The 11,768-nt window shown below is 74.9% G+C and carries 9 protein-coding genes; 3 read left to right on the top strand and 6 right to left on the bottom strand.

Translation table 11 applies throughout. The features are described from left to right. The first annotated feature begins 18 nt into the window (after positions 1-18). Both NITAL_RS28060 and miaA read left to right on the top strand, forming a co-directional pair. On the top strand, positions 19-783 hold the full coding sequence (locus NITAL_RS28060) for a class III extradiol ring-cleavage dioxygenase family protein (RefSeq protein WP_052666700.1): 765 nt from the start codon (positions 19-21) through the stop codon (positions 781-783). Next, positions 780-1,700: a tRNA (adenosine(37)-N6)-dimethylallyltransferase MiaA gene (gene miaA / locus NITAL_RS13135; RefSeq protein ID WP_052666701.1), complete on the top strand. Its 921-nt coding sequence runs from the start codon at positions 780-782 to the stop codon at positions 1,698-1,700. Before NITAL_RS28060 ends, miaA begins: the two co-directional genes overlap by 4 nt. A 233-nt stretch (positions 1,701-1,933) precedes the next feature. Here the strand turns inward: miaA and NITAL_RS13140 are convergent, their stop codons facing one another. Beyond that, positions 1,934-2,506, bottom strand: coding sequence for an MOSC domain-containing protein (locus NITAL_RS13140; RefSeq protein ID WP_425413693.1), 573 nt, complete (start codon positions 2,504-2,506; stop codon positions 1,934-1,936). 142 nt (positions 2,507-2,648) lie between these two features. On the opposite strand from NITAL_RS13140, the gene NITAL_RS13145 reads away from it, so the two are divergent. After that, on the top strand, positions 2,649-4,751 hold the full coding sequence (locus NITAL_RS13145) for a TIGR03767 family metallophosphoesterase (RefSeq protein ID WP_052666703.1): 2,103 nt from the start codon (positions 2,649-2,651) through the stop codon (positions 4,749-4,751). A 73-nt stretch (positions 4,752-4,824) separates the two neighbouring features. Here NITAL_RS13145 and NITAL_RS13150 read toward each other — a convergent pair whose 3' ends face one another. The 5 genes from NITAL_RS13150 to NITAL_RS13170 form a co-directional block, all read right to left on the bottom strand. After that, positions 4,825-6,213, bottom strand: coding sequence for an outer membrane protein assembly factor BamB family protein (locus NITAL_RS13150; RefSeq protein ID WP_052666705.1), 1,389 nt, complete (start codon positions 6,211-6,213; stop codon positions 4,825-4,827). A 255-nt stretch (positions 6,214-6,468) separates the two neighbouring features. Next, the gene (locus NITAL_RS13155; protein ID WP_052666707.1) at positions 6,469-6,960 is read right to left on the bottom strand and encodes a DUF456 domain-containing protein; all 492 of its coding nucleotides are present in this window, start codon (positions 6,958-6,960) and stop codon (positions 6,469-6,471) included. A gap of 103 nt (positions 6,961-7,063) precedes the next feature. After that, positions 7,064-8,617: an outer membrane protein assembly factor BamB family protein gene (locus NITAL_RS13160; RefSeq protein ID WP_052666709.1), complete on the bottom strand. Its 1,554-nt coding sequence runs from the start codon at positions 8,615-8,617 to the stop codon at positions 7,064-7,066. A gap of 27 nt (positions 8,618-8,644) precedes the next feature. After that, positions 8,645-10,042 carry an outer membrane protein assembly factor BamB family protein gene (locus tag NITAL_RS13165; RefSeq protein WP_052666711.1) on the bottom strand — a complete coding sequence of 466 codons (1,398 nt, stop codon included), beginning with the start codon at positions 10,040-10,042 and terminating at the stop codon, positions 8,645-8,647. A gap of 197 nt (positions 10,043-10,239) precedes the next feature. Then, positions 10,240-11,760 (bottom strand): PQQ-binding-like beta-propeller repeat protein, encoded by a 1,521-nt coding sequence (locus tag NITAL_RS13170; protein ID WP_169786833.1) that lies wholly within the window; start codon positions 11,758-11,760, stop codon positions 10,240-10,242. Between the last annotated feature and the right edge of the window lie 8 nt (positions 11,761-11,768).

Below are 11,768 nucleotides of genomic sequence, written 5' to 3' on the forward strand. Positions count from 1 at the left end.
CACCTCGATCCACACCCCGTGAGCGTCCGCGCCGTCGCGGCGGTCCCCGCCGCGCCGATGCTGGTGGCGGGCGTCTCGCCGCGGCAACCGGCCGCCATCGCCGACGAGGTCGCCGCGCTGCGGACCAGCGTCCTCGAGGTCCTGCGGGGGCTGCCCGACGTCGAGACCGTCGTGCTGCTGACCGGCGGCGAGGACGCGACGTTGCCCGACGGCGGGTGCGTCGACCTCGCCGGGTACGGCCACCCGCAGGTCCGCGCCGACGTGCCCGTCGACCGTGAGCTGCTCACGGCGATCGCGACCCGGACCAGCACGCCGCGGGTCCGCGCCGACGTGCTGACCGGTGACCTCGCCGTCCTGACGCTGCTGGTCGCCGAGGCACGACCCGGTGCCGTCGTCGTACCGGTGCGGGTGGCCTCGGCTGCCGGCGCGCCGTCCCTGGCGGGCTTCGCCGCCGGGCTGTCCGCTGCCGTGGACGCGACGGGCCGCGCCGTGACGGTCCTGGCCGCGGGGGACCTGTCGGCGTCGCGTGACACGACCTCGCCGGGCTACCTCGTCGAGGGTGCGGTCGAGTGGGACGAGGCAGCCGCCGCCGCTCTGTCGGACGGGGACGTGGACAGGTTCGCCGGGCTCGGCCCTGCCGAGGCGCGCCGGGTCGCAGCACGCGGGTGGGCACCCCTGGCGGTGGCGGTGGCGGTCGCTCGTGCTGCCGAGCTGCGGTTCGTGCGCTGCGAGGTGCACGCTCCGCGAGGGGTCGGCCAGCTCGTGGCCACCACCTCGCCGTGACCGCCACGTCGGAGCAGGCGGTGGTCCTGGCCGTGGTGGGACCCACCGCGTCCGGCAAGTCGTCGCTGGCGCTCGAGATCGCCCGGCGTCGCACGGCCGCGGGGTGCCCCACGGAGCTGGTGGCCGTGGACGCGTTCACCGTCTACCGGGGGATGGACCTCGGCACCGCCAAGCCGTCGGTCGCCGAGCGTGACGAGGTGCCTCACCACCTCGTCGACGTCCTCGACCCCGGTGAGGACCTGTCCGTCGCCGGCTTCCAGGGGATCGCTCGCGCCGCCATCGCGTCGATCGTCGACCGCGGGGCGACCCCGCTGCTGGTGGGTGGCAGCGGTCTGTACTGGCGCGCCACGGTCGACCCGCTCCGGTTCCCGCCGACCGACGCGGCGGTGCGGGCGACCATCGAGCAGCGGTGGTCCGCCGACCCGCAGGCGGCGCACGATCACCTCGCTGAGGTCGATCCGGTGGCGGCGGCGCGGATCGGGCCGGGCAACCTCCGGCGGACCGTCCGGGCGCTGGAGGTGCTGGAGCTGACGGGGGAGCGGTTCAGCGCGTTCGACGACGCGTGGTCGCGCTTCGAGTCGGTGTACGACCCGCTGCAGGTGGCCTACCTCGAACCCGACGCGGCGGTGCTGCGCGACCGCATCCGGACGCGGGCCGAGGCGATGGTCGCCGGCGGGCTGCTCGACGAGGCTGCGGACCTGCGGGTGGGCGGGGAGCTGTCGCGCACCGCCCGCCAGGCGATCGGGTACGCCGAGGCGTTCGCGGTGCTCGACGGTCAGGCACCGGCCGTGGACCTCGCCGCGACCATCGCCGACCGCACGTGGCGCTACGCCCGCCGCCAGCGATCCTGGTTCCGGGCCGACCCGCGCTGCCAGCCACCCACGACCGAGCAGGACGCCCTCGCCGCGATGGCCTGACCGACCGGCGAGGGGCGCCGGCCGAGGCCCGGACGCCGTGAACGCGCGGATACGCGGGTTCGCTGGTGGCTGTGTGCCGGAGGTGACCGTTCCCGCCGTGTGAACGCGCCGATACGCGGGTTCGCTCGTGGCTGTGCGCCGGAGGTGACCGTGCCCGCCGTGTGAACGCGCGGATACGCGGGTTGACTCGCCGCCGAGGTGAACGCCTCGCCGCGCTGGCCTGACCGACCGGGTCAGACGGGGACGCCGAGGCCGGCGTCGTCGTCGGTGGTGGTGGTGGTGCCGAGCGGGCCGTCGCCTGGCGGCAGCAGGTCGACCTCGTCACCCACGGCGATGGTCCCGCCGGTCACGATCCGGGCGACGAGACCACCGTGGCCGCGCATCGCCTGGTACCCGCCGGTGCCGAGCGCGGCGTCCTCCTCCATGCGTGAGCACGGGTGGCACGGGCCGGCGCCTTCCAGCACGACGTCGCCGATGCGGAACCGCCGGTCGTCGAGCGCGGCGAGGTTGATCCCGGCGACCACGAGGTTGCGTCGCATCAGGGCCGGGTCGATGGGGCCGCGGCCGAGCAGGGCCGCGATGACCTCGAGGTGTTCGGCCTGGACGAGGCTGACCTGCCGCTTGCTCGCCAGGTTCCTGGTGGCCGTGGCCGCCCGGCGGTCACCGACCAGGCCGATGCCGGGCACCGCTTCGGCGCGGTCCACGACCTCGATGGGGCCGCGCTTGGCCGTGCGCAGGCCCACCCACGTCAGCCGGCCGGGCTGGGGGACGGTCGCGAGCAGGTCGGTGAGGTTCACGGCCGCCAGCCTAGGCGTGTGCGCCAGGGGCGCCGGCCGGGCGCGCGGGAGGTGACGGACCGGCCGGCGTCGTAACGCGCGGTGGACCGGGTCGTTCACCTGGTGGGAGCGGCGTCCAGCGGGCAGGCGTCGAGACGGATGGGAGCGCCAGATGGATCGTCGGACCTTCCTCGCACGCGGTGGCACGGTCGGCGCGGCTGCGGCGGCGGTGACCGCGTTCGGCAGCACCGGCCCGTGGGCCGCCGTCGCCCGCGCTCAGGCCGAGGCAGCTGCCCGCACCCGCGGCACGGTCGTGTCTCCCGCCGGCACGACCCTGGAACGCACGCTGGTCCCCGGCGACGGCGACGGCTACGTGCGTTTCAGCGAGGGGCCGGGGCAGCCCGTCGTGGTCCGCGACGAGCTCGCCGCGCCCAAGGCTGGTCGCGAGGATCGCCGTGCGGCGCTGGCCACGATCGTCCACCTCACCGACGTGCACGTGATCGACGGGCAGTCGCCCACCCGGGTGGAGTTCACCGACCGGTTCGAGGACCCGGCGCCGGCCGGGAACCCGGGGGTGTTCTCGTCGGCGTGGCGGCCGCAGGAGACCCTCACCGGGTACGTGGCCGACGCCATGGCCCGCCAGCTGCGCGCCATCGGGGTGGGGCCCGTCACGGGGCGTCCGTTCGACGCTGCGGTGTCCACGGGCGACACGACCGACAACCAGCAGCTCAACGAACTCGAGTGGGCCCTGGCGGTGATGGACGGTGGCCGGCCGGTGGCGTTCAACTCGGGGGACCCGGACCGCTACGAGGGGGTCCAGGACGACGACGAGCTCAGCTTCGACCCGGCCTACTACCACCCGGACACCGACCGCCCCGACCGCTACAAGGTCGACCTCGGCTACCCGTTCCGGCCCGAGATGCTGGAGCTGGCGGTCGCGTCGTTCACCGCGGTCGGGCTGCCCTGCCCGTGGTACTCGGTGTACGGCAACCACGACGGGCTGCTGCAGGGCAACCTGTTCGACAACCCGGCCTTCCACACCATCGCGACCGGCCCGTTGAAGGTCGTCGGGTTGCCCGACGGGCTGTCACCGGGCGCCCTGAACCGCATCCTGACCGAGGGTGACGCCGGCCGGCTGCTCACCCTGCCGCACGCGCCGGTCCGCGAGGTGACCCCCGACCCCGACCGCCGGACCATCACCGCCGCGGAGTGGGCGGCGATGCACCGTGCCGACCGGGGCGGCCCGGGCCCCGTCGGGCACGGGTACTCGGCGGACGCCGCCGAGAGCGGCGAGCTGCACTACACCTTCGACATCAGCGAGGACGTGCTCGGCATCGGCCTCGACACCGTCAACCGCACGGGGTACGCCAGCGGCTCCATCGACCGGCCGCAGTTCGCCTGGCTCGAGCAGCAGCTGATCGCCGCCTCCTCGCACTACCTGACGCCGGACGGGTCGGTGGTGACCACCGACAACGCCGACCGCTACCTCGTGCTGTTCGCCCACCACGGGACCGTGTCGCTGGACAACCCGATGCCCGACATCGTCCACCCGACCCCCGGACCGCGCGTGCTCGCCGACGAGCTCATCGCGCTGCTGCACCGCTTCCCGAACGTCATCGCGTTCATCGTCGGCCACACCCACCGCAACCGGATCACCGCGCACCCGCCGACCGGGCCGGACACCGGCGGGTTCTGGGAGCTCACGACCGCCGCGCACGTCGACCACCCCCAGCAGGCCCGTCTCGTCGAGGTGGTCGACAACCACGACGGCACGCTGTCGCTGTTCGGGACGATCATCGACCACGCCGGTCCGGCGCGCGCTCCCGAGGAGGCCCGCGACGTGCTCGACCTCGCCGCCCTGTCCCGCGAGCTCGGGCTCAACGACGTCCAGGGCCGCGGCAAGGGCGCCGGGGGCGAGGACGGCGACCGCAACGTCGAGCTGCTGATCACCGCCCCCTTCACGCGGACCCCCGACCCGGTCGACCCCGAGCGTCCGGGCCGTGGCCGGCCCGACGACGTCCCGCCGGGGCCGCCGGAGGGCCGGGGCGAGACCGGTGGGGGCGGCAACGGACGAGGTCGGGGCGCGCCGGCCGCCACCCCCGCGGCGGCCGATGCGGGGGCGACGCAGGTCGCGGGCGTCAGCGCAGGCGCAGCGACCACCCAGCTGCCGGCCACCGGCGGCGGTGCGGCCGCGGCCGGTGCGGCCCTCCTCGCGGGAGCTGCAGCGCTCCGCAGGTCGGGCCGCGACGACGAGGCGGTGACCGCCGAGCCGTGATCGCGGGCGACAGCCGTGGCCCTGGCCTGCCCCGGCGTGTTCCGGCGTGTCTCCGTGCCGCACGATGCGGGAGCTACCGGGCGCTCGGCGCCCCACTCCAGGGCCGCTCGGGCAACGGCAACGCCGTCAGCCACTGGCGGCTCTGGAACACCACGAGGCCACCGAGATCGGCATCCTGCCACCACAGGTCGCGCCACACGGGGTGGGTCGCGGCCGGGAGACGCGCGATCTCCTCGCCGGTACGGCGGTCGGTCACGACGACCGCCGCCGCCTGCGCCTCCGGGTCCGCGTTGCTCAGCTCGTACGGGCCGATCTGACCGAACCGCCTGCCACCGAAGGCGTCCGCCCGCGTCGTGGGCGGCGGGAGCCGAGCGACGAGCCTGCCGTCGGCTCGGTCGAGGGTGACCCGGCCACCGCCGCAGGTGCTGATCTCGACGGTGGTCGCTTCGAGGGACGCGCCGCTGATGCACCGTCCACGGTCGACGTCGTCGACGCGCCAGACCTCACCACGCTCGTCGAGCAGCACGAACCGGGACCGGCCGTCGAACACGTCGGCGAAGGTGTGCACCTCGTCGGCGACGATCACGCTGCCTTCGTACCCGAGCGGTGCACCGTCGTGCAGGCGGTACAGGTGCCGTCCGTGGCCGTCGTGCTGGATCGAAACGGCGTGCCCGACGGCCCACGCCTCGCCGCCGCCGGTATCGAACGGCGCGTCGACCTGCCAGCGCAGCTCACCCGTCGGCTCGTAGGCCTGGACGTGCCCGCCGTAGGCGGTGACCACGGTCACCCCCCCGGCGGCGAGCGACGCGGTCCTGGACTCCTCCATCCAGCGCACCTCGCCGGTCCTGGGGTCGAGACCGGCGGCGACCCCGTGCGGCAGACCTGCCGGGTGCGGGTCGCGACGACCGCGCTCACCGGCGACGACGAGGACCTCCCCGGAGCGGTGGATCTGGTACGGGGCGAAGCGTCCGAGCTCTGCGGTGCGCCAGCGCTCCCGGCCGGTGGCCACGTCGCGGCCGGTGAGGTCGCCGCCGTCCACGTGGACGAGCAGATCGCGGTCGGCGGTGAGCACCCCGCCACTGAACCCACGGGTGAGCTCGGCGGTCCAGACGACCTCGCCGTCGACGAGCGACCGCGCGACGAGCGATCCGTCCAGGGCCTGCTCGCTGACCAGCAGCGTGCCGGTGGCGGTGACCGCGTCGAAGCCGGCGCCGTCGGCGCGGACGGCCCACGTGAAGCACTCGAGGTGGGCTCCTCGCGTGCACGTCGGCTCGGTCAGGATCGAGTGCTGCGTCGGCGGTCGGCGTTCGAGTCGCTCGAGGGTGGCGTCCTCCGGCACGGCGACGACCGGGTCCTGCACGGCGGTCGAGCCGCCGCGAGCGATGAGGTCGGCGCTGATGATGCTCGCGGTGACGAGGGCCGCGACCGCGGCCAAGGCCGGTGCGACGCTGCCGGCGGCCACGCGTCGACCGAGCGGTGGCAGCGGTCCTGACGCCGCCGGCAACGGCTCGAGCAGGGCCCCACAGGATCCGCACCAGCGGGCGCGACGAAGCCGGACGGTGGCCGCACAGGTCGCGCAGGTACGCGCCGGGGCCCTCAGGCTACGGCGTGTTCCGGCCACCAGGCCGGCGAGCACCCCGGCCTCCGATCGCCGGTCTCGACGCACGACCGATCGTCGCACGCCGACGGTGGCGGAGCCACCCGCCGGCGGCGTTCCTCACAGGCGCAGGAGCGTCCCCGGGAGCCAGATGACGATGATCAGCAGGGCGGCGCCGAACTCGATCAGCACGCCGAGGCCGTAGGCCCTCAGCACGTCGAGGGTGGAGGCCCAGGCCCGCGTGCGGTCGCCGTGGCGGTGCAGCTCACCGAGGAACAACCCGCCGAGCGCCCCGAGCGGCATCCCGACGATCGGGATGGCGAAGAACCCGACGAGGCCGAGGACGGCCGCCAGCCCGAGCGACGAGTGGGCCGCGTCGCCACGCAGGCCCCGCCGCGCGGGCAACGCCATCGACGCCCCTGCGCCACCGAGTGCGATCAGCCCGACGGTGATCACCATCATCCAGCCGGCGGCGTTGATGCCGAGTGCGAACGTCGACACGATCGCGGCCAGCCCCACGATGATCACGCCCGGCACGAACGGGATCACGACGCCGGCGAGGCCTCCGAGCATCACCAGCAGGGCCAGCGCGACGACGATCTGGTCACTCACGCGCCCACCGCCGGGTCGAGCCGGCCCACGGGCGACCCGAGGCGGCCGTCACCGTGAAGCTTCACGCCACCGACCACCGACCCACCTCCGCTGGCGGGCGACGTTACTGCGCCGGTCCGGTCCTGTACCCGCCCGGCGGCGGGGGCATCGGCAGCGCGCTCAGCCAGCCCGGGCTCTGCAGGATCATGACGCCGCCGAGGTCCAGCCCGTCCGGGGGACCCGGGCCCCAGAGCGGCCACGTCTGCGGAGGGAGGCGGGCGATCTCGCGGCCGCTGCGCAGATCGGTGACGACCGTGTCGCCCTCCTCCATCTGCGGGTCGGTGTTGCTCAGCTCGTAGGGACCCACGAGGGGCCAGCGGTGGGAGGTCGCGTCCGGCTCCTCGACCGGCGGGGTGCGAGTGAGCTCGACCCCGTCGCCACGGTCGAGCACGACCGACCCGCCGCCGCAGGTGGTGACCCGCATCGTCGTCGCGGTGAGCTCGAGCCCGTCGAAGCATCCGGCCCAGTCGCCGCCGTCGACGCGCCACACCTCACCGTCCGCGTCGATGAGGGCGTACTCGCCGGTGCCATTCCACCCGACCCCCACGTCGGTGTAGAGGTGGACGAACGAGTGGTCGTCGTCGAAGGTCATCGTGGAGACGCGCAGCCCGAGCGGGGCGCCGTCCGACAGCCGGTAGCTGGTCGCGCCGCCTGTCGACTCGTGCACGGTGATGACGTGGCCTTCGGCCCAGGCGCCGTCGGCGTCGTCGACGGTGGCGCCGCGCCAGCGCAGCTCGCCGGTCGGTTCGTGGGCGCGCAGGTACCCCTCCTTGTCGACCAGGATGACGACCCCACCGGCCGCCAACGACGCGTGGTTGCCCTCGAGCTTCCAGCGGACGGCACCGGTGTCCGGATCGAGGGCCGCGGCGACGGAGTTCGGTGGCCCGCCGCCCTCGAAGGTCGCACGGTGGCTCTCGCCGGCGGCGACGAGGACGTCACCGGCGCGCACGAGGCTCCACGGGGAGAAGCGACCGAGCTCGTCGGTGCGCCACCGTTCCCGGCCGGTGGCGAGCTCGCGTGCCACCAGCTCCCCGCCCTCGAGGTGAAGCAGCAGATCGTCGATCGCCTGCAGCGCCTGGTCGCTGAACCCGCGGGGGATGTCGACGGACCACGCGATCGCTCCGTCGTGCAGGTTCCGGGCGACGAGGTTGCCGGCGAGAGTCTCCTCGGTCACCAGGAGGCGGTCCGAGACGACGATGCTGGCGTAGGCGTCCCCCTCGGTGCGAGCGGTCCACACGAAGCAGCTGAGGTCGGCGAGCCGAGCGCAGGTCGGCTCGGTGAGGGTCCCGATCCGGGTCGGCGGGGGAGGTCGACGCTCCGCCACGCGATCGAGGACCTCCTCGTCGGGGGCGGTGATGGCGGCGTCCTGCACCGCGGCCGATCGTGCACCCACGCGATCCACCAGGCCGTCGCCGAGGACGAGGACCGCGCCGACGGCCAGCACCGCCACGGTCCCGAAGGTCAGGCGCCGCCGGAGCGGCCCGGCGGGGGTCGACACCTCCACGGCCGGCGGCTCGAGCAGCTCGCCGCACGAGCCGCACCAGCGAGCTTCACGCTGGCGGACGGTGGTGGCGCAGGCGGGGCAGACCCGTTCGCGGACCGCCACGCCGCCGAGCATCCCCGCCTCCGTCCGACCTCGTCGACGCTACCCCGGAGGCGGGTCCGCGTCCGGTCCGTCCGTGTCCAGTACGCCGACGTCGATGGCGGTCAGCCAGCGGTCCCCAGCCAACAGCAGCACACCGCTGTGCCGGGGCGAGCCCACGCCGCCGAGGCGGTCACCGACCGGGAACGTGTCGGTGGTGAAGGTGGCGATCTCGGCGTCGCGCTCGACGTCCCGCAGCAGCAGCTCCTCACCGGTGATCGAGGGGCGAACCTCCAGGGGTCCGATCCGCCACGGCTGGTACCCGAGCATCTCGTCGGCGTCGGAGCGGTCCGCGTGGTTGAGTTCGGTCCGTGTCAGGAGGCTCCCGTCCTCCCGGTCGAGGACGACGGAACCACCGCCGCAGGTGGTGAACGTGACGGTCCGTGCTTCGAGCTGTGCCTCCCTGAAGCAACGGCCGACGGCATCCAGGTCCTGGCGCCACACCGGGCCTTCCGCGTCCACGAGCAGCAGCTGGTCGGTGGCGGGGGCGTCGTTCTCGGGTTCCGCCTCCGCCAGGAGGGTCTGATGGACGTCCGTGGCCAGCGGCTCGGACCCGGCGGCGAGCGGGGTGCCGTCACCGGCGAGGAAGTGCTGCGCCTCCCCGTGGTCGTTGGTCACGGTCACGAGGTGGCCGAACCCTGACACGTGGATGCCGCGGTGCTCGAGCTCGACCGTGGTATCCCAGCGCAGATCGCCCCCAGGGCCGTAGACCTCGACGCGTGCGTCGTCGGTGAGGGAGACGCCGATGCCACCGTGGGCCACGCTGGTGCTGGCCCCGCTGTGTGCCCAGCGCAACGCGCCGGTCACGGCGTCGAAGCCGCCGACCATCGCACCCTGCGGCACCGCCTCGTGGTCGGAGACGGGCTGCTGGCCGGCGACCAGGATCACCCCGTCCTGGACCTGCACCTCGTGGACCTCGAGCCAGGCGAACTCCTCGTTGCGCCACCGGACCTCACCGGAGCTGAGCGATCGCGCGACCAGGCCGTCCTCGTCGCGGTGGATGATCAGGTCGTCGGCCGAGGCGAGCCACCAGCTCTCGGTCGACGCCACCCCGGAGGCGGTCCACAGCACCGACCCGTCACGCAGGTCCCGCCCGGTCAGGCCGCCGTCCACCTCCCGGTAGGCGACCACCTCGTCACCGGCGACCACGTGGCCGAAGCCCGCCAGCTCCACCTCGGTGGACCACAGGAAGCAGTCCGGGGACCGAGGATCGCAGGTCGGTCGGGTGCGCTCGGCGGGCTCCGGACCGGGCGGGCGCTGCCGGACGTCCTCGAGCGCGTCCGGGTCGAGCGCGTCGACCGCGGCGTCCCGGACGCCGGGTCCGCCGCCCCGGGCGACGAGCCGTTCCCCGGCGACCACGAGCAGCATCAGCGGGACGACCGCACCGATGCCGAGGAGCAACGGGCGTCGGCGGGACGGTCCCGGGGGCGGGCGCACGATCGGGGGCCACGTCGTCGAGTGGTGTCAGGGCGGCACCGCACGAGCCGCACCAGCGTGCCGAGCGGCTCTCGATCGGCGCGTCGCAGTCCGGACAGCTCCGCGCCCGTGCCACCACCCCGTCGGCCACCCCGGCCCTCCGTTCCCCGTGACGGCGGACGCTAGCCGTCGTCCCGGTCGGCGTCCCGGCGGATCGCCGCGACCCAGCTGGGGCTGCGGACGACCACGATCTCGTCGGTCGCACCCACCGGCCAGGAACCGGCGGGCAGCCGTGCGGTCCGCTGCTGGTCGTCGACCAGCACGAGGTCGGAGCGCGCGCTGGCCACGTCGGCCTCGGCGACCGTGACGCCGCCGTAGCTCGGCAGCGCCGTCGCGCTGGCCGGGTCCTCGGGCGGGCCGGCGCGGTCGAGGACGCTCCCGTCGTCCCGAGCCAACGACCAGCGGCCGCCGTCGCCCGCCGGCACCACGATGCGGTCGTCGCCGTCGAGCTGGATCGGCGCACAGCAGCCGAGCTGCGCGAGCGTGACGCGCCAGGCGATCTCGTCGCCGTCGACGAGCGTGAGGTCAGTGGCACCGTCGGACCGCCGGGTGACCAGGGCAGCGAGGTCGGCGCGGAAGGGCGCGCGGGGGGCGCCGAGGAGGTCGGCGACCGGCACGAGCTCGCCGTCGACCTCGAGGGGGTCACCGTCCGAGATCGCGAGGTGCCGGCCGCTGCGGCCGTGGGCGTCGTACACGCGCAGGAACCGCCCGGTCACGCCGAGCCACGCCGGGTCGAGGTCGTCGTCGAGCGCTCGGCGCCAGACGGTGTCGCCGGCGCTGTCGAGCACGGCCACCTCGCCGTCGCCGACCACGACAGCGCCATCGTCGAGCAGGTGCAGCAGGTCGCCCCCGGTCGACCACCGGACCTCGCCGAAGGTGGCGTCCACCGCGACGACCTCCGGCTCTGGGCGCTGCACCTGGACCAGCAGCGTCCCGGCGTGCGCGCGGGCGTCCTCCACCTCGGCGACACCTGCCAGCCGCCACCGGGGGGCGCCGCTGCGCAGGTCGATGCCGAGCAGGGCGGCGTCCCCGTCGACGTCGGCGGTCACGAGTGCGAGCCCTCCCGCGGTGAGCACGGGCAGGTGGCCGCCGAGGCTGGGGTGGGTGGTGAGGGGCGTGTGCCACCGCAGCTCGCCATCGCTGGTGGTGCGGGCCTCGAGCCCGTCGTGCACCCGGACCAGGGTCAGGTCGTCGGCGACGGTGGCGGTCGGGACGCGTCCGGCGACGCTGGCCTGCTCGATCCACACCACGCAGGCCGGGTCGCGCAGGCACACCGGCCCCTCCTCGCCGACAGGATCCCCGGTGACCGCGGCGATCTCGTCCCGGCCGAGGTCGACGTCGAGGTTCGGCGCAGGCGCCGGCGCGAAACTGTCCAACGACGCGCCACCGAACGTCGTCGCGACGGCCACGAGCCCGATGGCGGCCACCCCACCGAGCGCCACCTTCCTGGCCCGGGACGTGGGCCCCGGGGTGTCGCCGCCTTGGGTGCCGTGGCCGGGGGTGTCGGATCCCGCAGCGTGCGCCCCTGCGGCCCGCGTCAGCGGCGCGCCGCACGCCCCGCACCAGCGGGCGGTGGTCCCGCGTGCCGGACGGGCGACGGGCACGCCGCAGGCCGGGCACCCGCGGCGCGCCCGGCGTCCCATCGACCATC

Origin of the sequence: Nitriliruptor alkaliphilus DSM 45188, assembly GCF_000969705.1 — a bacterium.
GTDB classification, from domain to species: Bacteria; Actinomycetota; Nitriliruptoria; order Nitriliruptorales; family Nitriliruptoraceae; genus Nitriliruptor; species Nitriliruptor alkaliphilus.

Excerpts from the sequence above, each read along its gene's own strand:
- NITAL_RS13145 (WP_052666703.1), top strand. The coding sequence starts at position 2,649 with ATGGATCGTCGGACCTTCCTCGCACGCGGTGGCACGGTCGGCGCGGCT.
- NITAL_RS13160 (WP_052666709.1), bottom strand. The coding sequence starts at position 8,617 with ATGCTCGGCGGCGTGGCGGTCCGCGAACGGGTCTGCCCCGCCTGCGCC.
- NITAL_RS13170 (WP_169786833.1), bottom strand. The coding sequence starts at position 11,760 with ATGGGACGCCGGGCGCGCCGCGGGTGCCCGGCCTGCGGCGTGCCCGTC.